We start from the raw sequence: 21,502 nt of genomic DNA, 5'->3' as shown, positions 1-21,502 counted from the left end.
GCCACACAGGTGCAGAATTCACCTACACTGAAGCACCAATCCCCTGATGCGCGATTCGTGTAGTCTCATTGTCGAGATTCTGCTTCAGCAACCTCGCTTCGCGAGAACATGAAGTGTTAGTGGACAGCGTCAGCGAGAACGGGGCCGGGAGTGGACGAAGCAATTGGTGTTGCCTTCAAACGGGCGCGGCTACAGAAGAAGATGTCCCTGCGACAGGTAGCGGAGCAGCTCGGCATTTCGACCAGTTTGCTCTCGCAGGTCGAGAATCAGAAGACTCAACCCTCGGTCAAGACACTGTTCGGACTGGCCGCAGTCCTCGGAGTGTCACTCGACGAGATCGCAACTGGCGGTACCGGAATGGACGGCGCAGAGGTCAGACTCGCGCAGAACCAGGACGCGTCCGCCGGTATCCAGCGCGCAACCGACAACCCTCTTCTGGAGATGGAGAAAGGGGTTCGCTGGGAGCGACTGGCGACCGGCGGGCGCACCGACATCGAACCACTCTTCGTCACGTATGAACCCGGCGCGTCGAGTTCTGTCGACGGCAAGCTGATGCGGCATGCGGGAGTGGAGTTCGCATACGTCCTCGAGGGCACTCTGCGGCTCAAACTGGAGTTCGACGAGCATGAACTCCGTACTGGAGATTCGTTCTGTTTCAACTCGTGCCGGCCGCACCTCTTCTACAACGCCGGCGATGTTGCTGCGCGCGGTGTCTGGTTCGTCTTCGACACGACGAGTCAATCAAGTGATATGAACGCGATGAACGGCGCGTTGCGGCCCAGTAGCACCGATACCGCCCGAAGCACGTCGCCCCACGCACCGCTCTTCCGCGGTCAGTAGGCGCTTCGCGCCCGTGCGCCTTTGTGGTTGCCGGAACAACCAGAAAGGCGCACGGGCGGCGGAGCCGCCTACGCCAGCGCCTGCTCCAGGTCCGTCAGCAGGTCGGCGGTGTCTTCGAGTCCCACGGACAGGCGGACGACGCCGTCGGTGATGCCCACGGCTGCACGACCTTCCGGGCCCATCGCCCGGTGGGTGGTGGTGGCCGGGTGGGTGATGAGCGACTTGGAGTCGCCGAGGTTGTTGGAGATGTTGACCAGCCGCAGGGCGTCGAGGAGTTCGAATGCCCGCTTCTTCGCTTCGCCCTCGGATGCGTTCAGCGCGAAGGTGACGACGGTGCCGCCGCCGCTCATCTGCCGCTTGGCGAGTTCGTGCTGGGGGTGCGATTCGAGGAACGGGTACTTGACCCAGTCGACCGCGGAGTGGTCCTCGAGGAACTGTGCGATCTCCAGTGCGGAGCCCACGGAGTGGCGCACCCGGATCGGCATCGTCTCGAGCCCCTTGAGGAGCGTCCACGCGTTGAACGGGCTCAGCGCCGGCCCGGTGTGGCGCATGAGGTTCTGGACGGGACCCTCGATGTAGTCCTTCGGACCGAGGATCGCCCCGCCGAGCACGCGGCCCTGGCCGTCGATGTGCTTGGTGCCGGAGTAGACGACGATGTCGGCACCCAGCTCCAGGCTGTGCTGCAGCAGCGGCGTCGCGAACACGTTGTCCAGCACGACCTTTGCTCCGGCGGCGTGCGCGAGCTCCGCCACCCGGGGCACGTCGACGAGCGTCTGCATCGGGTTCGACGGCGTCTCGAAGAAGACCGCGGTGGTCGGCTCGGACAGAGCCTTCTCCCACTGGTCGAGGTCTTCACCGTCGACGAACACCGTCTCCACACCCCAGCGGGGCAGGATCTCGTTGCACACCACGAAGCAGGAACCGAACAGGCTGCGTGCCGCGACCAGCCGGTCACCCGCCTTCAGCAGCGCGCCGAGTGCGGTGAACACCGCGGACATGCCGCTGGCGGTGCCGAAGCACGCTTCTGCGCCCTCGATCAGGCGCAGCCGCTCCTCGAACATCTTCACGGTCGGGTTGCCGTACCGCGAGTAGACGAAGTGGTCGATCTCGCCGGTGAACGACGCCTCGGCCGCTCCCGCGCTCTCGAACACGAAACCGGAGTTCAGGAAGATCGCTTCGGACGTCTCTTCGAACCCGGAACGGAGGGTTCCTCCGCGCACGCTGATCGTGCCCTGGCCGATGTCGTCCGGCAGCGCCTTCTGAAACGCGCCGCCCTGAGGAATTGCACTCACCACTGCCTCCACGGCAGGCCCAGAGCCCGCCAGCCGACCGCCCCACGATGACCTTCGGCGTCCAGGCCGCCTTCGAAACCGTCGAGCACGTTGTACGACGGGCCGATGCCCGCCGCTGTCGCAGCTTCCGCCGCACCGATGGACCGCTGGCCGGAGCGACACAGGAAGATCACCGGGGCGTTCTCGCCACCCGCGATCCCGGCCTCCTTCAGCTGGTCCACGAAGTTGTCGTTACGAGTGCCCGTCGGGTAGCTGACCCATTCGATCAGCACGGTCTTCCGCCCGAGCGAGGTGGTGTCGGGGACTCCGACGTACTTCCACTCGGCGTCCGTCCGCACATCCACGAGCACAGCGTCGGGATTCTCGCGGAGCAGCTCCCAGGCATGCTCCGGCGTTATGTCGCCTGCGTAACTCACCATGTCAGCTTTTCACAACCCTGTTCGGTATGCCCTTCCGGGCAACGGTCAGTTGCAGACGACCCATGTCTCGCCGTCCCGCGTCAATTGCCATGTATCCGTCGTCTCACCCTTGCCGTCGTCGGCGCTGACCCGGACCTCCGCCCGGGCACGATCCCCGTTGACCTCGGACGACTCGACGCCCTTCAGCGTGACCTCGCCTTCCCGGTCCCGGAGCACCGACCGATCGTCGGACCACGACGAGCAGACCAGCGTCTTCTGCAGATCGGCGTCGTCGTGGTTGTGGGCCTGGATGAAGTCGGCGACCGAACGGTTGATGCGGTCCGCTTCCGTGACGTTCTCGTCGGCGGGCGAGAGCCTGCTGGACACGACGATGGCCACCAGGATGACGACGATGACGGTGACGGCGGCGATGAACGGCACCGCCGTGGTGCGCCGGGGATCCACCGGATCTTCGGTGCCTCCCGCGTCGCGCTGGGGCGATTCGCTCGAACCGGACATGACTTCCCTTCGATCTCGGCGTGGCCACGAGTGTATAGAGCAGCCCCTACAAATCGTGTTTGTGACCCCCCAACGCGAAGGCGACTACCCTCTACAGGCGTGCGTCCCGAGAATGGGCTCTGCCCTGTCTGCCGCACCTCGGCCACCCGATTAGGCTGGGCTTAATTTAAGCTGAGGTTTCGTTGTCCGCCCATCAGAAGGTAGTTCGCTCCAGATGACTGATCAGACACGTCCGTTGCGCGTTGCGATCGTGGGTGCCGGCCCCGCCGGTATCTACGCAGCCGACGCTCTCATGAAATCCGATGCCGCGTCTGACGGCGGGATCAGCATCGACCTCTTCGAGCGGATGCCTGCCCCCTTCGGTCTGATCCGGTACGGCGTCGCACCCGACCACCCGCGCATCAAGGGCATCATCACCGCCCTGCACAAGGTGCTCGACAAGCCGTCGGTGCGCCTGCTGGGCAACATCGACTACGGCAGCGACATCACCCTCGAAGACCTGCACAGCTTCTACGACGCGGTGATCTTCTCCACCGGCGCCAACGCCGACCGCGCCCTCAACATCCCGGGCATCGAACTCGACGGCAGCTACGGCGCCGCCGACTTCGTCTCCTGGTACGACGGCCACCCCGACGTCCCGCGCACCTGGCCCCTCGAGGCCGAGAAGGTCGCCGTCCTCGGTGTCGGTAACGTCGCCCTCGACATCGCCCGCGTCCTCGCCAAGACCGGTGACGAACTGCTGCCGACGGAGATCCCCGCCAACGTCTACGAGGGACTCAAGGCCAACAAGGCCGTCGAGGTCCACGTGTTCGGTCGCCGCGGACCCGCGCAGGCCAAGTTCACCCCGCTCGAGCTGCGTGAACTCGACCACTCGCCGACCATCGAGGTCATCGTCGATCCCGAGGACATCGACTACGACGAGGGCTCCGAGCAGGCGCGCCGCAATTCCAAGCAGGTCGACATGGTCGCCAACACCCTGCAGGACTGGGCCATCCGCGACGTGGGCAACCGCCCGCACAAGCTGTTCCTGCACTTCTTCGAATCGCCCACCGAGGTGCTCGGCGAAGACGGCAAGGTCGTCGGCCTGCGCACCGAGCGCACCCAGCTCGACGGCACCGGCAACGTCAAGGGCACCGGCAAGTTCAACGATTGGGACGTGCAGGCCGTGTACCGCGCGGTGGGCTACCTGTCACAGAACATCGCGAAGCTTCCGTTCGACGAGCAGGCAGGCACCGTCCCGAACGAGGCCGGACGCGTCATCGCCGACGACTCCGCCGAGGGCAACGACCGGTTCATGCCCGCCACCTACGTCACCGGCTGGATCAAGCGCGGCCCGGTCGGCCTGATCGGCCACACCAAGGGCGACGCGAACGAGACCGTCGCGAACCTCCTCGAGGACCGGGCCGGCTTCCCCGAGCCCGCCAACCCGGGCGAGGACGCGATCATCGACTTCCTCGAGGGCAAGCAGGTCCCGTACACCACCTGGCAGGGCTGGTACCGCCTCGATGCGCACGAGCGCAGCCTGGGCGAGCCCGAGGGCCGTGAGCGGATCAAGGTCGTCGAGCGCGAGGACATGCTCAAGGCCAGCGAGCCCGACAAGGCCTGATCTTCCGAATCGGTGTGAAGGGAACCTCCTGCGGGAGGTTCCCTTCCGTCGTCTCAGGCCAGGTGTGACGACAGCGCCCGCAACGCCGTGAGCAGTTCCTCGGCGGACATCGCGTGATCGGGATCCACCAGCCACTGCTCCGCGACGCCGAGCAGCAGCGCCTGGTAGAGAGCGCCCAGTGTGTGCGCCCGGCCCGGCTCGATGCCCGCGTCACCGAACAGTTCGACCAGTCCGTCGCGGGCATCGGCGGTCGACGCCACCAGGTTCTTTCTCAATTCCGGCAGGGAGTCCAGGTGCCCGAGCAGTTCGAACTGCAGCATCCACAACCGACGGTGGGCGGTGAACGACTCGATGACACCGGTCCAGATGGCTTCGAACCGTTCCGTCGGACTCATGCCTGGTTCGATCTTCTTCCCGGCGGCCGTCGCGAGGTCGTCGCCCCAGCGCTCCATCTCCCGGTACAGGGCGGCGTGGAGCAGCGCCTCCTTGGTGCCGAAGTGATAGCCGATCGCCGCGAGGCTCACCCCGGAGGCCGACGCGATGTCCCGGGCCGTCGTCCGCGAGTATCCCTTGTCGTACAGGCTGCGCGTGGCGCCGTCGATCAGGTCTTCGCGATTTCCCATGACCTCACCCTAAAGAGTCTGAGACGTATGTGTAGGACACTTGTACCAGCGCTCGCGGACGGCTCCGCCACGAAGCGTGTCCCCGCACAAGGCAGGATATAAGTCGTGTTTGACGCCCACGTTCACATCATCGACCCCCGGTTCCCGGTGGTCGAGAACCACGGCTACCTCCCGGAGCCGTTCACCATCGCCGACTACCGGGCGCGCACGGCAGGCTTCGGTGTGGACGGCGGCGCCGTCGTCACGGCTTCGTACCAGGGCACCGATCAGAACTACCTGAAGGCGGCGCTCGAGGAGCTCGGCCCCAGCTGGGTGGGCGTCACCCAGATGGAAACCGACGCCACCGACGAGAGCATCCTCGAACTCGACCGCGCCGGGGTCCGGGCCGTCCGATTCAACCTCCGGCGCAGCGCGACCGACGTGAAACTCCTCACCAAGCAGGCCCTTCGCGCGTACGAGCTGGCCGGCTGGCACGCCGAGTTCTACGTGGACGCCACACTGCTGCTGTCGCTCGAGCCGGTGTTCGCCAAGCTGCCCGCCGTGTGCATCGACCACCTGGGGATGTCGACACGGGGCCTGCCGTACCTACTCGATCTCGTCGACCGCGGAGTCCGGGTGAAGGCCACCGGGTTCGGGCGAACCACCATCGAGAATGTCGGCGACGTGCTGCGCAAGATCCACGCCGTCAACCCCGAGGCACTGATGTTCGGCACCGACCTACCGGGCAGCCGTTCCCGAAGAGTGTTCCAGGACAGCGACATCGACATCGTCGCGGACGCGGTGGGAGACGACTTCGACGCCGTCATGGGCGGCAACGCACGCGCCTGGTACCGCTGCGACACACCCAAAGGACCCTGTTAGCACGCAGGCCCCTTGTCAACAGCCTTCCATCTGCATGCTGTTCATCGACGCCATCTCGACCACCGGCGGCGTCTGCGGCTGCGCCACCAGCCACATGTTGTAGTTATTCATTTCCTCGCAGTCCAGCTGTTCCCTGCGTTCCTGCCGCCGCTCACGCTGCCGATCGTCCATCTGGTCGTCGTTCCGGTCGACGGCGATGGCACCGGCGCTCGATCCGTTGGCCTGCCGTTCGAGCCCCCGGACGCCGTCGGCGGTCATGATCCAGCCGAGTGTGTAATCGGCGCCGTCGTGGTTGGTGGTTGCGCGGAACATGCCCTCGTCGGCAGCGGCCGGGTGGGCCACGAACGCCTTGTCTGGCATGCCCGGCGCGCTGACCTGCCCCGTCACGGTGCCGTCACTCATCGACGCGGTGAGTGTCGCTCCGTCCGGCGAAGACAGCGATGCCTTGTCGCCGTCCATGGTGCCGGTCATCCATGTCCACATCTGGTCTCCGTCGCACAGGAAGGCGATCATCTCGTCGCCGGACCTGGCCAGCGCGACGTACGCGTCGGATCCGTCGACCGAACCGACGTAGGTCGGCTCCATCTGCGGGGTCATCACGAACGGTGACGGAACCTTCTCCATCATGTTCGACGCGGGCGCCGCTTCGCCGCTGCTCGTAGCGGCTGCGCTGGTCGTGCTCGGCGCCGCCGAGTCGGACGAGTCGTCGCCGCAGCCGCTCAGGGAGAGGGCCACGGCAGCGAGGGGCGCCAGGATCCAGGTCGTCTTCTTGTTCACGGCGTATTCCTCCGCTAGCCGGGAAGATCAACATCCGCATTTCATCATCGCAGGTGGAGGACGCTTCTGGATACCCCTCGGCGACGATTTCGAACGGCCTACGTCGCGACCACCGCAGCCAGCCACACACCCGAGGCGATCAGGGCGCCGAGCAGTTCGATCAGCATCGACAGTCCGACTGCCTTGCAGGCGTGCCACGTCGACGCCCACGCCCGGTTGTGCGCACGCAACCGGTAGAGCTCGGCCACATACGTTCCCGCGATGAAGCCGAGGAACAACCCCACTACGGGAACGACGAAGAACCCCACGATCCCGGCCAGTCCGCCGACGATCAACGACATATTGGGAACCCCGGCCGTGCGCATCCGTTTACCTGGCCAGGTGTATTTGACGACGCCGCTGATCACGAGGAACACCGTTGCGACCGCGAACACCGTCCACGCCGTCGCGCCGCCGGTCATGATGGCCCACACCAGGATTGCGGCGAAGATGAGGATCGTGCCGGGCAGGATCGGGATGACGATTCCGACGAGCCCGATGACGACGGCCAGGCCGACGAGGAGTTCGGCGCCCGGACTCACGCGACGGGCTCGACGCGGGACGCCGCCTCCCGCGCACGGCTGCGCGCGGTCTCGACGTCCGGTCCCGTGGACACGGCGACTCCCATTCGCCTGCGCACGAAACTCTCGGGCTTGCCGAACAGTCGCAGGTCCGTCTCGGGGACCGCCATCGCGTCGGCGACGCCCTCGAAGCCGATACCGGCGGCGTCGACGCCGCCGTAGATCACCGCGGACGCACCGGGAGTCGTGAGGGTGGTGTCGACGGGCAGGCCGAGGATGGCGCGGGCATGCAGTTCGAACTCCGAGAGTCGTTGTGTCCGAAGGGTAACCAACCCCGTGTCGTGCGGTCGCGGACTGACCTCCGAGAAGTAGACGTCGTCACCCTTCACGAACAGTTCCACACCGAAGATCCCGCGGCCGCCCAGCGCCGTGGTCACCTTCTCGGCCACCTCCCGCGATCGTGCGAGTGCCGCGTCGCTCATCGGTTGCGGCTGCCACGACTCCACGTAATCGCCCGAGTCCTGCAGGTGCCCGATGGGCTCACAGAAGAAGGTTCCCACCTCGCCGTCGGCACCGATCGCCCGGACGGTGAGCTGGGTGATCTCGTAGTCGAAGTCGACGAACCCTTCCACGATGACGCGGCCGTGATTGATGCGGCCGCCCGCGAGCGCGTACTCCCAGGCCGTCTCGACGTCGTCGGCGTCGCGCACCGTGGACTGCCCCTTGCCGGACGACGACATCACCGGCTTGATCACGCACGGAAAGCCGATGCGTTCGGTGGCCGCCCGGACCTCCTCGAGCGATTCGGCGAACTCGTAGGGCGACGTCGGCAGCCCCAACTCCTCCGCCGCGAGGCGCCGGATCCCCTCGCGGTTCATGGTCAGCTGCGTCGCCCGTGCGGTGGGGATGACCACCGCGGTGCCGCGCTCCTCGACTGTGGCCAGCGCGTCCGTGGCGATCGCCTCGATCTCGGGGACCACGAAGTGGGGTCGTTCCTGCTCGACGAGACGCAACAGCGCCTCCGGGTCGCTCATGTCGATCGTGTGCGCGCGGTGCGCCACCTGGTGGCCCGGCGCGTTGTCGTAGCGGTCGACGGCGACCACCTCGACCCCCAGCCGCTGCAGGGCGATGATCACTTCCTTGCCCAGCTCACCCGACCCGAGCAGCATCACGCGCGTTGCGCCTGCCGTCAGAGGTGTACCGAACCGTACGGGTGCCTGTTCACGCATGGTCACAACTATATGCGGGCACGGTTTCGCGCCGACGCCTACTTCAGCAGCCGCGACATCCGGCGGTCGGCGAGCACCTTGCCTCCGGTCTGACACGTCGCGCAGTACTGAAAAGACTTCTCCGCGAACGACACTTCCCGGACGGTGTCGCCGCAGACGGGACACGGGAGGCCGGTCCGGGCGTGCACCCGCATCCCGGATCGCTTCTCCCCCTTCAGCCGCGCCGCGTCCTGACCGAGCGACCTCTGGACGGCGTCGCTGAGCACCGACCGCATCGCGTCATACAGCACGTGCACCTGGTCCTCCGGCAGGGTGCGCGACGTGGCGAACGGGGAAATCTTTGCGGTGTGCAGGATTTCGTCGGAGTACGCGTTGCCGACCCCGGCGAGCAGCGACTGGTCGACGAGCGCATTCTTGATCCGCGCCGACGTGGTGGACAGCAGCGCCGCGAACTCTGGTTCGGTGACGGCGAGAGCGTCGGGTCCGAGCCGGGCAATCCCCTCCACCTCCTGAGGGTCGTGCACCACCCACACCGCGAGCCGCTTCTTGGTGCCCGCCTCGGTCAGGTCGAACGCCGGCGTCGCGCCCTCCGGGGTGAAGAAGTGCACCCGCAGCGCCAGCGGGCCCTTCCCCGGTTTCGGCGGCGCCGCCGACGGGTTGTCCGTCCAGCGCAACCAGCCCCCACGCGAGAGGTGGGTGACGAGCCACAACCCGGAGCAGTCGAGTGCGAGGTGCTTGCCGAACCGGGCCGCGCCCGTCACGTCGCGGCCCTGCAGGTCGGTGATCGGGGGGTCGAACGTCTTCAGCACGCTCAGGGCCGCCACGTCCACTCGGCCGACGACCGCTCCCACGGCGTGTTCACGCAGGAACTCGGCTAACGCCTCCACCTCGGGCAGCTCGGGCATGGTCCCAGGCTAACGGTAGGTGAGCGCCGAAGTGTGCTCCTCCGCGCTTTCTCACTCACCTGCGGAGGAGATAGGTGTCCATGATCCAGCCCTTGCGTTCGCGCAATTCGGCGCGCACCCGCTGGATCTCGTCCTCGACGTCGCGCAGGCGACCGGAGATCAGCACCTCGTCGGGTGTGCCGAGGTAGGCACCCCACCAGATCTGGACGTCGTCGCCGCGGACCTGGGTGAACGTGCAGCGGGCGTCGAGCATGACCACCGCGTTGTCGACACCGTCGGGCAGCCCCTCGGCCAGTCGCCTTCCGGTCGTGATGTGCACGGGTTCGCCGATCCGGTTGAGCACGATCCGGTGCTGCGCGGCCAGCGACTGCACGCTGGTGACGCCCGGGATCACCGAGTAGTCGAACGACACGTTGCCGCGGGCGAGCACCCGCTCGACGATCCGCAGCGTGCTGTCGTAGAGAGACGGGTCACCCCACACGAGGATCGCCCCGACCCCCGGCTCGGACGCGAACTCGGCCTCGAACAGTGCCGCCCGGCGCTCGTGCCAGTCGTCGACCACGCCCTCGTAGTCGGACGGCGTGCGGTCGCGGGGCGGATCGACGATGTCCACGACGCGGTACGGGCCGGTGACGTGCTCCTCGAGGATGGTGGTGCGGAGATCGACGAGGTCCTGCTTCTCGTCGCCCTTGCCGATGACGAAGAACACATCGGCCTTGTTCATCGCCTTGATCGCCTGGACCGTCACCTGGTCGGGGTCGCCGGCGCCGATGCCGATCACGAAGAGTTCACGCATGGGCGCAGGCTATCGCCCGTGAGTGCGCGAGGAGTCCAGGGACCCGCAAACCACTCACGGGCGGCGGGGCCGCCTAAACTGGACGCCGTGACTGTGCCGACCCCGTACGAAGACCTGCTCCGACTCGTCATGGACACGGGTACCCCGAAGGCAGACCGCACCGGGACCGGCACGAAGAGCGTCTTCGGTCATCAGATGCGCTGGAACCTCGCGGACGGGTTTCCGCTGATCACCACGAAGAAGGTGCACCTCAAGTCGATCGTCTACGAACTGTTGTGGTTCCTGCGCGGCGATTCCAACGTGAAGTGGCTCCAGGACAACGGCGTCACGATCTGGGACGAGTGGGCGGACGCGGACGGTGAACTGGGCCCGGTGTACGGCGTGCAGTGGCGCAGCTGGCCGACCCCGTCGGGCGAGCACATCGACCAGATCACCCAGACCATCGAGACGCTGAAGTCGAACCCGGACTCGCGTCGCATCATCGTGTCGGCGTGGAACGTCGGCGACATCCCGCAGATGGCGCTGGCACCGTGCCACGCGTTCTTCCAGTTCTACGTCGCGGACGGCAAGCTGTCGTGCCAGCTGTACCAGCGCAGCGCCGACCTGTTCCTGGGCGTGCCGTTCAACATCGCGAGCTACGCGCTCCTCACCCACATGGTGGCGCAGCAGGCCGGGCTCGAACCGGGCGACTTCATCTGGACGGGCGGCGACTGCCACATCTACGACAATCACGTCGACCAGGTCACCGAGCAGTTGAGCCGGGAGCCGTTGCCGTATCCCACGCTGAAACTGAACAAGCGGGATTCGATCTTCGACTACACCTTCGAGGACGTGGAGATCGTCGACTACCGGCACCACCCCGCCATCAAGGCGCCGGTGGCCGTCTAGTGGCGGCGCGGCAGGTCAAGCTGGTCTGGGCCCAGGGCGCCGGCGGCGTCATCGGCCTCGACAACACGATCCCGTGGCACGTCCCCGAGGACATGGCGTATTTCAAGAAGGTGACGCAGGGCCGCCCGGTGATCATGGGCCGCAGGACGTGGGACTCGCTGCCCCCGAGGTTCCGGCCCCTGCCCGGGCGGCGCAACATCGTGATCAGCCGTCAGCCCGACTGGACTGCGGAGGGTGCCGAGTCCGCGGACGGGCTCGACTCCGCGCTCGCGCTCACCGACGAGGACGTCTGCGTCATCGGCGGCGCGCAGATCTACACGGCAGCAATGCCGTTCGCCACGCAACTGCTGGTCTCCGAGATCGACGTCACCATCGACGGCGACGCCTGGGCACCCCCGATCGACGACTCCTGGCACGCGCAGGACACCGGTGAGTGGCTCACGTCGGCGAAGAACGGCACCCGGTATCGGTGGATCACCTACACACGGGCATTACCTGCGAGGTAATCGAGGGCATTCGGCTTCGGTGCCAACGGCGTCGCCTATCTCGCCGCCGCCACCGTGCTCGACGACGTCCTCGGCCCGACAGCCGGCTTCCTGCTCGTCTTCACACCCGGGGTGTGGGCGGTGAGCGTGCCGGACCGTCCCACGCCGGCCGCGGTGGACGCCGTCGTCCTCGCGAACGTCGTCTGGGGTGCTGCGGCAGGCCGTGGTGGTCGGCGCGTTCGCCGCGGCCCAGGGCTGGGCCCTCACCCGGCGCTGACCGGCACCCCCTTTGCCGCCGCACCGTTACCCCATTCGACGGGTGACGGTGCGCGCAGTGGTTCATACTCACCTCATGGACAAGAAGTCACTGACCGCCCTTGCCCGTCAGCAACTGAAGTTGGCAGGCGGGACGTCCAGCGGCCGCAGTTCGCAGACCGTGTACGGCGGGCATCGGCGCAGCCTCCGACAGACCGTCATCGCCTTGGCCGCGGGTCAGAAGATGGCCGAGCACGAGAGCCCGGGCGAGGCCACCCTGTTCATTCTCAGCGGCAAACTGAACCTCGTGTCCGGCGAGGACTCGTGGAAGGGTTCCACCGGCGATCTGCTGGTCCTTCCGACCGATCGGCACAGCGTCGAGGCGATCGAGGACGTCGCGTTCCTGCTCACCGTCGCCATGTGACGGTCGGTTCGCGGACGCCGCGAGCCACCACCGCTCGCCGGTATCGTCGGTACCGGCACGCACAGCAGTGGAGACGCAGGAGAACGCATGACCGAATCCCAGCCCGTGATCGAGGTGTCCGTCGCCGCGACGCCCTCGGTGGTGTGGCCGGCCCTGCGCGACCCGGAGTTGATCCGGCGCTGGCACGGCTGGGACTACGCCGGCCTGGCCGACGAGATCAGGGAAATCTACTTCGACGACGTGACCGAGGATGCCGCCGCCTTCACCCTCGCCCTGAACGGTGCCGACAAGTTCAGTCTCCACGAGCACGAGGGCACCACGCTGGTGCGGATCACCCGCCCGCCCCGCAGCGGCGACCCCGCCGCGGACGACTGGTACGACGACGTCACCGAGGGCTGGACCACGTTCCTGCAGTTCCTCAAATTCGGCATCGAGCGGCACGGGCTCGACGAGCGTCGCACGCTGTTCCTCGAAGGCCCGGTCGCGGACGGCGATTCGGCGCGGCACCTGCTCGGCCTCGACAAGCTCGAGGACATGACGGTCGGCGATCATTTCACCGTGGTCGCCGAGACGGGCGATCTGCTGCACGGGGTGGTGTGTTTCGTGGGCGAACACCAGACCGCGGTGAGTGTCGACGACCTCGGCCCGGGACTGTTGCAGTTCGGCGAGCAACCCGTCAACGCGGCACGCCCCGACGGCGGTGCGCAGATCCTGCTGGCGGCCTACGACCTGGACGACGAGGAGTGGGCCGAACTCGAAGAGCGCTGGAGAGAGTGGTGGCAGGCCCGGCCGCGAGCCGAACCTGCCACCTGAGTTGTCGAACGGTCAGGCGAGCACGGTGCCCAGCGTGGGCCACCAGATCGTGCTCCTGACGACGTTCGGTCCCACCTGGTGGTTCAGCGAGCCGTACACGGCCGCCACGACCAGGCCGCTGTCCAGCCCGGCGACCGGCGGCGTGGAGACGACCGTCGGAACCGCGACGTTGTTCTGGTCCAGCTTCGCGATGCCGCTGGCACCGGTGGCAAAGCTGTAGTAGACGACGTCGAGTTCGGCGCCGGTCTGGTCGTTCGCGATGACGCCCGGTCCGCCGAAGAATCCGAAGCGGAACTGGTTGCTCATGTTGGTCGCCACGCCCGCTCCGTACAGCTGTCCGAGGACCGGACCGCCCTGCCCGGTGTCGGAGTACGCGGGGATCTGGAAGATCTGGCCCGGGAGGGCGATGTTCGTTGCCGCGGTGTCGGTCGGCGACGCGGCGAGTCGCTCGATGGCGGCCTCGGCCTCGGGATTACCGGCGGCGACGGTGCGCAGCTTCGCGATCGCGGTGGCCGGGTCGACGACGGGAGCGGAATCTGCGGGCTGCGCCGACACGACGCCGGTGAACATCATCGTCGCTGCTACTGCAGCGGTCAGACCTGCCGCGACCCGTCGTCCGAAGTGCCGTCGATTCATTCTTCTTCTCCCTCGTCACGTCAATGGGTAAGCATTAGTTCGAATGAGTAAACACTCGAGCCCTTATCGACGCCGCGGTTCGCGGCGTTACTCCCCTCCCGGACCTATGCTGCAGACATGGGACCGGACGGTGGGCACGAGGCGAGGATCAGTGAGTTTCGGGAGGGGCTCGCCGACGTGGTCCCCACCCGCCGAAGTCTGCAGCGCCTGTTCGAGGCGGTCCTCGTGGTCGGGTCGGGACTCGAGCTGGATTCCACCCTGCAGCGCATCGTCGCTTCGGCCACGTCCCTGCTCGACGCCCGGTACGGCGCCCTCGGTGTCCACGCCCCCGACGGGGGCCTGTCGGAGTTCGTCTACGAGGGCATCACGCCGGAAGAGCGTGCGCACATGGGCCATTTGCCCGAAGGCCTCGGTCTGCTGGGACTGCTGATCCACGACCCTCGCCCGGTGCGCCTCGCCAACCTGGCCGATCACCCGGGGTCGATCGGCTTCCCGCCCAATCATCCACCGATGAAGAGCTTTCTGGGCATGCCGATCATGATGCGGGGCAAGGTTTTCGGAAGCATCTACCTCACCGAGAAACTCAGCGGACCCGAGTTCACCGACGAGGACGAGGTGATCCTGCGTGCGCTCGCGACCTCGGCAGGCGTGGCGGTGGAGAATTCGCGTCTGTTCGAGGAATCGCGGACGCGGGAGCGGTGGTTGACGGCCGTCGCGGCGATCACGTCCCGGCTGATGGTCGGCGGATCACTCGACGAAACGCTCCACACACTTGCCGCCGAGGTACGCGAACTGTCCAGCGGCGACGAGGTCTTCATCGTCGTGACGCTCGGCGAGGGCGCGGTGGTCGGGGCGGACAGCACGGTGCGGCCGCTGCGCAACAGCTTCCGCACCGCCACCCAGGCCGAGCCGCTCGCCGAAGTGCTGCGCTCCCGCACTCCCGCACTGCTGACGGGGCTCGACGGTCTCGCACCGTTCTCCGCCGAGGCGGGCCGGGCCGCGGTGCTGCCGTTGTCGACGGCGTCGGGCGTCGGCGGGGTCCTGGTGGTCACGGCGCGCGGCAACACTGCGTGGGATCCGGACGAGGTCGCCCGGCTCGAATCGGTGGCCGACCTGGCTGCCGTCGCGGTGGAATTCTCCGATCAGCAGAGCAAGCAACGCCTGCTGTCGGTGCTCGCCGACCGAGACCGGATCGCGCGTGACCTGCACGACAACGTCATTCAGCGACTGTTCGCCACCGGCATGAGTCTGCAGAGCACGCACGCGGTCGGGGACGTCCCGGACGGCGTACGCTCCATCGTGGCCACCGCGGTCGAGCAACTCGATCGCACCGTGCGCGAGATCCGCACCACGATCTTCGATCTGCAGGCCACCGGCATCGCGTCCGCGACAAGTCTGCGCCGTCGCCTCCTCGACGTGATCGGCGACCTCACCTCCCAATCGCCGATCGCGCCGAACGTCCAGTTCTCCGGCGCCATCGACACTCTCGTGCCCAGCCGCATCCACCAGCACGCGGAGGCGGTGCTGCGGGAAGCGCTGAGCAATGCGCTGCGGCACGCGCGGGCCACCACCATCGACATCTCGGTGGCCGCCGGGGACGACCTCACCGTCACGGTCGCGGACGACGGCATCGGGATCGCCGATGGCGCCCGGCGCAGCGGACTGGACAACCTCGATCGCCGCGCCGAGCACTGCGGCGGCGTCTGCACCGTCGACGCCGAGGGCGGCGGAACCGTCGTCACCTGGCGTGTTCCGTTGACGTGATGAAGAATTCAGCGCTGGTTGCGTAGTTCGGTGGCCAGCACGGCCGCCTGCGTGCGTCGTTGCATCCCGAGTTTGGACAACAGCCGCGACACATAGTTCTTGATCGTCTTCTCGGCGAGGAAGAGCCGCTCGGCGATCTCCCGGTTGGTGAGCCCCTCGCCGATCAACTCGAACACGGCGCGTTCCTGCTCGGACAGTTCCGCCAGCGGGTCTTCCCGGCGCGCGGACCTGATCCGGTTCATCAGCGCCGACGTCGCCCTGCTGTCGAGCAGCGAACCGCCCGCCCCCACTGTCCGCACGGCCGCGACCAGGTCGGTGCCGAGGATCTGTTTGAGGACGAATCCGGACGCTCCGGCCATGATGGCGTCGAACAGCGCCTCGTCGTCGGAGTAGGACGTGAGCATCAGGCACCGCAGTTCGGGCAGGGCCGCGCGGAGGTCCCGGCACAGTTCGACGCCGTTGCCATCGGGCAACCGGACGTCGAGCACGGCGACGTCGGCGCCGCTGCCCGGGATCCGTGCCATCGCCTCGCCGACGGACGCGGCCTCCCCGACCACCTCGAGGTCGGGCACGCTGCCGAGTAGATCGACCAGGCCTCGTCGCACGATCTCGTGGTCGTCGACCAGGAACACCCGCGTGGTCATGTCTGCACCTCCACCGTCTTCTCCTCGAACCGTACCGCGCCGGTGACCGGTGCCCACCCTTCCGGGACCTCTCCCTCATGCATTCGGGACCTTCGGCCCAAGCGCAGGCGCCGCGGTGCGCGGAAGGCTGAGGTTGCGGGGGAACACCCGGACACCACAAGTGGAGGTCGCGATGAACAGCTGGTCGCTCAGTGACATCGAGGTGGTCTCCCGCGCCATCGTCTCGGCCCCGTCGGTCCACGACACCCAGCCGTGGGATCTCCGGCTCGACGGGAGCCGCGCGGAGGTCAGCGAGCGTCGCGGTTTCACGGACACGCCGCGCGCCGACCGCGTGATCTCGTGCGGCGCGGGCGTCGCGAACGTGGAGCTCGCGTTGCGGGCGCTCGGCAGGAAGATCGAGACCGACCTGCTGCCCGATCCGCGCAGGCCCGACCTCGTCGCGTCCGTTCGGGCCGTGGGCACGGCTTCCCCGTCGAGCACCGAACTGAGGCTGTTCTCCGCCATGGCTCGTCGCCGGAGTCATCGAGAAGCATTCGCCGACATACCGGTTCCCGCGGCAACCATTGCCGACATCGTCTCCGCGGCGGAGACGGAGGGCGTCCGCGCTCGGCTGCTCGCCGCGGACGAGGCACCCGCGCTCGCCGACGTGCTTCTCTATTCCGCCGACCGGGTTCGGCAGGATCCCGGTCACCAGCGCGACCTCTTCCCGTGGACGTCGCACTGGTTGCCGCAGGGCGGTCACGAGTCGGTCGACACGATCCGCACCGTCGTCACCCGCGGCGTCCCCGATTCGGCACGACTCGCCGCGGCGATCGAGAGCGAGACCGTCCTCGTGTTCGTCTCGGACACGCAGGAGTCGATCGACCTGGTCCGCACCGGAATCGCGGTCGAACGAGCGTGGCTCACCGCCGTCGACGCCCGGCTGGGCGCCTCCATCCTCTCCCACCCGCTGCGCGTCGACGATTCGGCGCGTCGCCTCGCACATCGACTCGACGTGCCGGGCCATCCACAGCTGATCCTACGAATCGGATACTGACAGAACAGAAACGGAGTGCCCTTGTGAGCCGCGTACTCACGGACCGCGAACTGCTGCACGAACTCGAGGACATCGCTGAAGACAACGTCAACCGCCACCTCGCCATGGCCAAGGACTGGCATCCCCACGACTACGTTCCGTGGGACGACGGCCGCAACTTCGCGGCGCTGGGTGGCGAGGACTGGGATCCGGAGCAGTCCCAGCTCAGCGACACCGCGCGGGCGGCGATGATCACCAATCTGCTGACCGAGGACAACCTGCCGTCCTACCACCGCGAGATCGCCCAGCACTTCTCACTCGACGGCGCCTGGGGCACGTGGGTGGGCCGGTGGACCGCAGAGGAGAACAAGCACTCCATCGTGATGCGGGACTATCTGGTCGTGACGCGAGGGGTCGACCCGGTGGCGCTCGAGCAGGCTCGGATGGACCACATGACACAGGGCTTCGATCCCGGCGGCGGGTCCATGCTGGATTCGGTGTCGTACGTGACGTTCCAGGAACTGGCCACCCGGGTGTCGCACCGGAACACGGGTAAGGCGTGCGGTGATCCCATCGCGGACCGGATGCTCGCCCGGGTGGCGGCCGACGAGAACCTGCACATGATGTTCTACCGCAACATCGTCGGTGCCGCCCTGGACGTCGCACCCGATCAGGCGATTGCCGCGATCCACAAGGTGGTGACCAACTTCCAGATGCCCGGCGCGGGCATGCACAACTTCCGCCGCAACGCGGTCCTGATCGCGAAGGGCGGCATCTACGACCTGCGCCAGCACCTCGACGACGTCGTCCTGCCCGTGCTCCGGAAGTGGAACATGTTCGAGCGTAACGATTTCGGACCGGAAGGTGAACGCTGCCGCGAGGAATTGGCTGTGTTCCTGCAGAGCCTGGAAGCCAAGGCCGCCCGGTTCGAGGAGTCGCGGGATCGCGCGCTCGCCCGCGAAGCCCGCCGCGGCGAACGCGTCGCGGCCCGCTAACGGACCTCGAAGACCAGCGGGTATCTCGACGCGGCGTCGTCGAGTTCGGGTGCCGGCGCCCCCTTCAGGAAGCGGTCGAACATCCCCGCCACGAGGTCGTTCGTCGTGTCGACCACCTCCTGGCGGGGAGCCGTGCCGAGGCTGAAGCCGGCGGGCACATCCATTCCGGGGGGATCGGGGATCGCCTGCGGGACGTAGTGCTCGGCGTCGGTGAAGCTGAAGTGCCCGGTGTCCCGGAGTGCGTAGACCTTGCTCCAGGACCGGGGGGTCGCGAAATACTGCCCCCAGAACCTGTCCCGGCCTTCGGGGCTCTCGGCGTGACGCGAGTTGAGCACGCTGAGCAGTGGGGTGCCGGGATCCTCGGAGACGATCGGGCTCGCCGTGTTCGCATACAGGAGCGCTCCGTCGAGATTGACGCCGGCGTCCACGCGTGGGTCGTCGAGGAGGACCTGCGTGGTGGTGGCTCCGCCGATCGAATGACCGAACATCCCGATCCGGTCGGGATCGACGGCCTCGGGGAGCCCGTCCGGCAGCAGCGGGCCGATCCCGTCGGGGTCGTCACCGCGGGAGAGGGATTCAACGATGTCGACGACGAAACTCGCGTCCGCTACCCGGGTGTCGAGCGCCTTCTTCTGGGTGTCGGCGGAGTACGGGTCGGTGATCTGTGACGGGACGACACGGCCGTCCGGAAACACCGTCGCGAGGGCCTCACCTGTGTGGTCCATGCCGATCACGACGTAGCCGCGGCCGGCGAGATCCTCGGCGGCGAGCGTGTACAGCGTCCGCGGCACGTAGAAGCCCGGCGAGAAGAGGACGACGGGAAGCGAGCGCGTTCCGCCCGCGGCGAATCCGGCGGGGTAGGTCACCGTCACCGGGATGGATCGCGCACGGCCCGGCGTCCACGGATCGTCGCGATCGTGATCCACCAGTTCCAGGGTGCCGACGCCGACGGCCGCCCCGTCCGCAGGCAGGCGCAGGAGCGTTCCGGTGTCGGCACTCACCGCAGCCGGCTGGACCGAGGCCACCGCGCCGAAAACCACTGCGCCGGCGACCAGTCCCCGGAGTATGAGGGTTGCCTTCACTCGAGCCTCCTCTGCGAAGTCGAGCGAAGGCTACCGCACCATCGTCGTGATCGGGGGTGCTAGCTTTCCGGCCTGACGATCATCACCGGGCAGTCCGCGGTGTGGAGCAACGCGTTGCTGGTGGAGCCCAGCAGCATTCCCTTGAAGCCACCCCGGCCGCGGCTGCCCACGACGATCAGCTGCGCCTTCTCGGCGAATTCGCTGAGCACCCGCACCGGACGGTCCCGCGCGACGACGCGTTCGACCGTCACGTCGGGATACCGTTCCTGGTATCCGGCGAGGCGCTCCGACAGCACCACTTCTTCGCCCGTTTGGATGCTGCTCCACAGCGGGTCCTCCGGGCTGGCGCCGAGCGACGGCTGCACGCTGACATCGCTCCACACATTGACCGCGACCAGGCTCGCTCCGCGGGCGGCGGCCTGCTCGAACGCCACTTCCAGCGCCGCCTTGCTGCTTTCCGAACCGTCGACGCCGACCACGATCGGCCCCTCGGTGGGCGGCTGCCCGTCCATGGTCCGCCCCCGCACGACCACCAGCGGGCAATGGCCGTGCGCGGCGACCGCGGAGGTGGTGGAACCGACCAGCAGACCGGTGAACTCACCGTGCCCGCGCGAACCGAGCACCACCATGTGCGCGTTCGCCGAGAGCTCGATGAGTGTCTGGCTCACCTTGCCCTCGTGCTGTTCGGTGGTGATGTCGAGCGGCTCGTCCACCGTCTGCTTGGCGTGCACCCGCGCACTGCCGAGCCGGGCCTTCGCCGTGTCCTCGAGTTCTTCCTTGAAGCTCTCGGCCAGGTACGGCTCGGTGTAATAGAAGGCAGGAATGTGCACCACTGTCACGATGTGCAGCGGGAGCGACAGTGCGGCGGCGGCGCGAGCGGCCCACGCCACTGCGGCCGAGGCCGACTCGGATCCGTCCACACCCACGACGATCGGTTTGATTCCGGTCATGGTCACCTTTCCTGATTCTTCCGGCTGGGCACTGCTGGGTTTGCGGGAACTACCCGCAGATCTTGCGGAGCTTCTCGACCAACGCGACACGTCCCGCACGATCCGCGGCGAGCGGGGTGACGGTGAGCGTGGTGACCCCGGACTCGGCGAATGCGGCCACCCGCTCCGCGACGTAGCTCTCCGGACCGATCAGCGACACGGCCCGCACCAGATCGTCCGGCACCGCGGCGGCGGCCTCGTCCTTCTTGCCCGACAGGTAGAGGTCCTGGATGTTCTCGGCTTCCTTCTCGTAGCCGTACCGGACCGCGAGGTCGTTGTAGAAATTCTTGCCCTTCGCGCCCATGCCGCCGATGTACAGCGCGAGCCCGGGGCGGACCCAGTCGAGCATGTGCTCGACGTCGTCGCCGATGGCGAGGGCGGGCGACGCGAAGACCTGCAGCTCACCGAGGCTCGGGTCACGCTTCGCCTTGCCCTTGGCCAGGGGCTCGCCCCACACGCTCGCCGCTTTCTCCGGGTGGTAGAAGATGGGTTCCCAGCCTTCGGCGATCTCGGCGGTCAACTCCACGTTCTTCGGCCCGAGCGAGGCGATGACGATCGGGATGCGATCACGCACAGGGTGGTTGATGATCTTCAGCGGCTTGCCCAGCCCGGTGCCCTTCTCGGCGGGCAGCGGAATCTGGTAGTACTTGCCCTGGAACTCGACCTTCTCGCGGCGCCACACCTTGCGGCAGATCTCGACGACCTCGCGGGTGCGCCCGAGCGGGGCGTCGTACTTGACGCCGTGAAAGCCCTCGATCACCTGCGGGCCGGAGGCGCCGAGGCCCATCACGAAGCGTCCGTTCGACACGAAGTCGAGGCCGGCGGCCGTCATGGCGGTCAGGCTGGGCGTGCGGGTGTAGATCTGGAAGATGCCGGACGCGAGTTCGAGTGTCGTGGTCTTGGCGGCGAGGTAGCCGATCTGGCTCACCGCGTCGAACGAGTAGGCCTCGGGCACGAATGCGATGTCGAGTCCGGCTTTCTCCAGGTCGGCGACCTCCTCGACCGTCTCGGCGAAACCGCCGCTGTAGTTCAAGCCCATACCTATGCGCACGTCGTTCCCCAATCCTGGCGTTTCCTGCAACCTGTTCCTGCTTCAACCCAGACAC

General features: G+C 67.4%; 24 protein-coding genes. 10 read left to right on the top strand and 14 right to left on the bottom strand.

Annotated features, from left to right (window positions below; genetic code table 11):
• Nucleotides 1-150 precede the first annotated feature (150 nt).
• Nucleotides 151-840 (top strand): helix-turn-helix domain-containing protein, encoded by a 690-nt coding sequence (locus tag AZG88_RS45885; RefSeq protein ID WP_231914436.1) that lies wholly within the window; start codon nucleotides 151-153, stop codon nucleotides 838-840.
• A 68-nt stretch (nucleotides 841-908) separates the two neighbouring features.
• Here the strand turns inward: AZG88_RS45885 and AZG88_RS45880 are convergent, their stop codons facing one another.
• Genes AZG88_RS45880 through AZG88_RS45870 form a run of 3 tightly spaced genes read right to left on the bottom strand, consistent with a single transcriptional unit; the run spans nucleotide 909 to nucleotide 3,049 of the window.
• Nucleotides 909-2,132 carry an O-succinylhomoserine sulfhydrylase gene (locus AZG88_RS45880; RefSeq protein WP_005251648.1) on the bottom strand — a complete coding sequence of 408 codons (1,224 nt, stop codon included), beginning with the start codon at nucleotides 2,130-2,132 and terminating at the stop codon, nucleotides 909-911.
• Nucleotides 2,129-2,548: a rhodanese-like domain-containing protein gene (locus tag AZG88_RS45875; RefSeq protein ID WP_005562410.1), complete on the bottom strand. Its 420-nt coding sequence runs from the start codon at nucleotides 2,546-2,548 to the stop codon at nucleotides 2,129-2,131. The genes AZG88_RS45880 and AZG88_RS45875 overlap by 4 nt, the downstream gene beginning before the upstream one ends.
• A gap of 48 nt (nucleotides 2,549-2,596) precedes the next feature.
• The gene (locus tag AZG88_RS45870; protein ID WP_005251646.1) at nucleotides 2,597-3,049 is read right to left on the bottom strand and encodes an Rv0361 family membrane protein; all 453 of its coding nucleotides are present in this window, start codon (nucleotides 3,047-3,049) and stop codon (nucleotides 2,597-2,599) included.
• A 214-nt stretch (nucleotides 3,050-3,263) separates the two neighbouring features.
• On the opposite strand from AZG88_RS45870, the gene AZG88_RS45865 reads away from it, so the two are divergent.
• Nucleotides 3,264-4,655: an FAD-dependent oxidoreductase gene (locus AZG88_RS45865; protein WP_005251645.1), complete on the top strand. Its 1,392-nt coding sequence runs from the start codon at nucleotides 3,264-3,266 to the stop codon at nucleotides 4,653-4,655.
• 53 nt (nucleotides 4,656-4,708) lie between these two features.
• Here the strand turns inward: AZG88_RS45865 and AZG88_RS45860 are convergent, their stop codons facing one another.
• Nucleotides 4,709-5,278 carry a TetR/AcrR family transcriptional regulator gene (locus AZG88_RS45860; protein ID WP_005251644.1) on the bottom strand — a complete coding sequence of 190 codons (570 nt, stop codon included), beginning with the start codon at nucleotides 5,276-5,278 and terminating at the stop codon, nucleotides 4,709-4,711.
• Between the two features lie 105 nt (nucleotides 5,279-5,383).
• Here AZG88_RS45860 and AZG88_RS45855 point away from each other — a divergent pair, with 105 nt between their 5' ends.
• Entirely contained in the window at nucleotides 5,384-6,139 is a 756-nt protein-coding gene (locus AZG88_RS45855; protein ID WP_061701365.1) for an amidohydrolase family protein, read from the top strand.
• Nucleotides 6,140-6,154: 15 nt separating this feature from the next.
• Here AZG88_RS45855 and AZG88_RS45850 read toward each other — a convergent pair whose 3' ends face one another.
• The 5 genes from AZG88_RS45850 to cobF form a co-directional block, all read right to left on the bottom strand.
• Nucleotides 6,155-6,916: a hypothetical protein gene (locus AZG88_RS45850; RefSeq protein WP_061701364.1), complete on the bottom strand. Its 762-nt coding sequence runs from the start codon at nucleotides 6,914-6,916 to the stop codon at nucleotides 6,155-6,157.
• Nucleotides 6,917-7,014: 98 nt separating this feature from the next.
• Complete coding sequence (locus AZG88_RS45845; protein ID WP_005254202.1) at nucleotides 7,015-7,497, bottom strand: DUF456 domain-containing protein; 483 nt, start codon at nucleotides 7,495-7,497, stop codon at nucleotides 7,015-7,017.
• Nucleotides 7,494-8,705 (bottom strand): formate-dependent phosphoribosylglycinamide formyltransferase, encoded by a 1,212-nt coding sequence (gene purT, locus AZG88_RS45840; RefSeq protein WP_061701385.1) that lies wholly within the window; start codon nucleotides 8,703-8,705, stop codon nucleotides 7,494-7,496. The genes AZG88_RS45845 and purT overlap by 4 nt, the downstream gene beginning before the upstream one ends.
• 38 nt (nucleotides 8,706-8,743) lie before the next feature.
• On the bottom strand, nucleotides 8,744-9,610 hold the full coding sequence (locus AZG88_RS45835; RefSeq protein WP_005251638.1) for an Fpg/Nei family DNA glycosylase: 867 nt from the start codon (nucleotides 9,608-9,610) through the stop codon (nucleotides 8,744-8,746).
• A gap of 55 nt (nucleotides 9,611-9,665) precedes the next feature.
• On the bottom strand, nucleotides 9,666-10,406 hold the full coding sequence (gene cobF, locus AZG88_RS45830; RefSeq protein ID WP_061701363.1) for a precorrin-6A synthase (deacetylating): 741 nt from the start codon (nucleotides 10,404-10,406) through the stop codon (nucleotides 9,666-9,668).
• 87 nt (nucleotides 10,407-10,493) lie between these two features.
• Between cobF and AZG88_RS45825 the strand changes: the two genes are divergently transcribed.
• From AZG88_RS45825 to AZG88_RS45810, 4 genes are all read left to right on the top strand, one after another.
• Nucleotides 10,494-11,294 carry a thymidylate synthase gene (locus AZG88_RS45825; protein WP_061044939.1) on the top strand — a complete coding sequence of 267 codons (801 nt, stop codon included), beginning with the start codon at nucleotides 10,494-10,496 and terminating at the stop codon, nucleotides 11,292-11,294.
• Nucleotides 11,294-11,800, top strand: a complete 507-nt coding sequence (locus AZG88_RS45820) for a dihydrofolate reductase (RefSeq protein WP_061044940.1) — start codon at nucleotides 11,294-11,296, stop codon at nucleotides 11,798-11,800. The genes AZG88_RS45825 and AZG88_RS45820 overlap by 1 nt, the downstream gene beginning before the upstream one ends.
• 331 nt (nucleotides 11,801-12,131) lie before the next feature.
• The gene (locus AZG88_RS45815; RefSeq protein WP_005254209.1) at nucleotides 12,132-12,458 is read left to right on the top strand and encodes a cupin domain-containing protein; all 327 of its coding nucleotides are present in this window, start codon (nucleotides 12,132-12,134) and stop codon (nucleotides 12,456-12,458) included.
• A gap of 87 nt (nucleotides 12,459-12,545) precedes the next feature.
• Nucleotides 12,546-13,271: an SRPBCC family protein gene (locus AZG88_RS45810; RefSeq protein WP_061701362.1), complete on the top strand. Its 726-nt coding sequence runs from the start codon at nucleotides 12,546-12,548 to the stop codon at nucleotides 13,269-13,271.
• Nucleotides 13,272-13,283: 12 nt separating this feature from the next.
• Here AZG88_RS45810 and AZG88_RS45805 read toward each other — a convergent pair whose 3' ends face one another.
• The gene (locus tag AZG88_RS45805; protein WP_061701361.1) at nucleotides 13,284-13,907 is read right to left on the bottom strand and encodes a hypothetical protein; all 624 of its coding nucleotides are present in this window, start codon (nucleotides 13,905-13,907) and stop codon (nucleotides 13,284-13,286) included.
• Nucleotides 13,908-14,024: 117 nt separating this feature from the next.
• On the opposite strand from AZG88_RS45805, the gene AZG88_RS45800 reads away from it, so the two are divergent.
• The gene (locus AZG88_RS45800) at nucleotides 14,025-15,671 is read left to right on the top strand and encodes a sensor histidine kinase (protein ID WP_061701360.1); all 1,647 of its coding nucleotides are present in this window, start codon (nucleotides 14,025-14,027) and stop codon (nucleotides 15,669-15,671) included.
• 8 nt (nucleotides 15,672-15,679) lie between these two features.
• Here AZG88_RS45800 and AZG88_RS45795 read toward each other — a convergent pair whose 3' ends face one another.
• Nucleotides 15,680-16,315 carry a response regulator gene (locus AZG88_RS45795; RefSeq protein ID WP_005251622.1) on the bottom strand — a complete coding sequence of 212 codons (636 nt, stop codon included), beginning with the start codon at nucleotides 16,313-16,315 and terminating at the stop codon, nucleotides 15,680-15,682.
• Nucleotides 16,316-16,487: 172 nt separating this feature from the next.
• On the opposite strand from AZG88_RS45795, the gene AZG88_RS45790 reads away from it, so the two are divergent.
• Both AZG88_RS45790 and AZG88_RS45785 read left to right on the top strand, forming a co-directional pair.
• Nucleotides 16,488-17,351 carry a nitroreductase family protein gene (locus AZG88_RS45790; RefSeq protein ID WP_037183114.1) on the top strand — a complete coding sequence of 288 codons (864 nt, stop codon included), beginning with the start codon at nucleotides 16,488-16,490 and terminating at the stop codon, nucleotides 17,349-17,351.
• Nucleotides 17,352-17,374: 23 nt separating this feature from the next.
• Complete coding sequence (locus AZG88_RS45785) at nucleotides 17,375-18,325, top strand: acyl-ACP desaturase (RefSeq protein ID WP_061701359.1); 951 nt, start codon at nucleotides 17,375-17,377, stop codon at nucleotides 18,323-18,325.
• Here the strand turns inward: AZG88_RS45785 and AZG88_RS45780 are convergent.
• From AZG88_RS45780 to AZG88_RS45770, 3 genes are read right to left on the bottom strand one after another with little or no spacing between them, the layout of a single operon-like run.
• On the bottom strand, nucleotides 18,322-19,407 hold the full coding sequence (locus AZG88_RS45780; protein ID WP_005251609.1) for an alpha/beta hydrolase family protein: 1,086 nt from the start codon (nucleotides 19,405-19,407) through the stop codon (nucleotides 18,322-18,324). The genes AZG88_RS45785 and AZG88_RS45780 overlap by 4 nt on opposite strands.
• A 59-nt stretch (nucleotides 19,408-19,466) precedes the next feature.
• On the bottom strand, nucleotides 19,467-20,357 hold the full coding sequence (locus tag AZG88_RS45775; RefSeq protein ID WP_037182576.1) for a universal stress protein: 891 nt from the start codon (nucleotides 20,355-20,357) through the stop codon (nucleotides 19,467-19,469).
• A gap of 49 nt (nucleotides 20,358-20,406) precedes the next feature.
• The gene (locus AZG88_RS45770) at nucleotides 20,407-21,447 is read right to left on the bottom strand and encodes an LLM class F420-dependent oxidoreductase (protein ID WP_061701384.1); all 1,041 of its coding nucleotides are present in this window, start codon (nucleotides 21,445-21,447) and stop codon (nucleotides 20,407-20,409) included.
• Nucleotides 21,448-21,502 lie beyond the last annotated feature (55 nt).

The sequence above is a fragment of the Rhodococcus sp. LB1 genome, assembly GCF_001583455.1.
GTDB lineage: Bacteria > Actinomycetota > Actinomycetes > Mycobacteriales > Mycobacteriaceae > Rhodococcus_F > Rhodococcus_F opacus.
Note: the sequence above shows the minus strand (reverse complement) of the source record. Positions and strands in the feature narration are given on the sequence as shown.

Coding starts and splice junctions, on each gene's coding strand:
- AZG88_RS45815 (WP_005254209.1), top strand. CDS start 12,132: ATGGACAAGAAGTCACTGACCGCCCTTGCCCGTCAGCAACTGAAGTTG.
- AZG88_RS45805 (WP_061701361.1), bottom strand. CDS start 13,907: ATGAATCGACGGCACTTCGGACGACGGGTCGCGGCAGGTCTGACCGCT.
- AZG88_RS45790 (WP_037183114.1), top strand. CDS start 16,488: ATGAACAGCTGGTCGCTCAGTGACATCGAGGTGGTCTCCCGCGCCATC.
- AZG88_RS45865 (WP_005251645.1), top strand. CDS start 3,264: ATGACTGATCAGACACGTCCGTTGCGCGTTGCGATCGTGGGTGCCGGC.
- AZG88_RS45810 (WP_061701362.1), top strand. CDS start 12,546: ATGACCGAATCCCAGCCCGTGATCGAGGTGTCCGTCGCCGCGACGCCC.
- AZG88_RS45795 (WP_005251622.1), bottom strand. CDS start 16,315: ATGACCACGCGGGTGTTCCTGGTCGACGACCACGAGATCGTGCGACGA.
- cobF (WP_061701363.1), bottom strand. CDS start 10,406: ATGCGTGAACTCTTCGTGATCGGCATCGGCGCCGGCGACCCCGACCAG.
- AZG88_RS45775 (WP_037182576.1), bottom strand. CDS start 20,357: ATGACCGGAATCAAACCGATCGTCGTGGGTGTGGACGGATCCGAGTCG.
- AZG88_RS45835 (WP_005251638.1), bottom strand. CDS start 9,610: ATGCCCGAGCTGCCCGAGGTGGAGGCGTTAGCCGAGTTCCTGCGTGAA.
- purT (WP_061701385.1), bottom strand. CDS start 8,705: ATGCGTGAACAGGCACCCGTACGGTTCGGTACACCTCTGACGGCAGGC.
- AZG88_RS45860 (WP_005251644.1), bottom strand. CDS start 5,278: ATGGGAAATCGCGAAGACCTGATCGACGGCGCCACGCGCAGCCTGTAC.
- AZG88_RS45800 (WP_061701360.1), top strand. CDS start 14,025: ATGGGACCGGACGGTGGGCACGAGGCGAGGATCAGTGAGTTTCGGGAG.
- AZG88_RS45870 (WP_005251646.1), bottom strand. CDS start 3,049: ATGTCCGGTTCGAGCGAATCGCCCCAGCGCGACGCGGGAGGCACCGAA.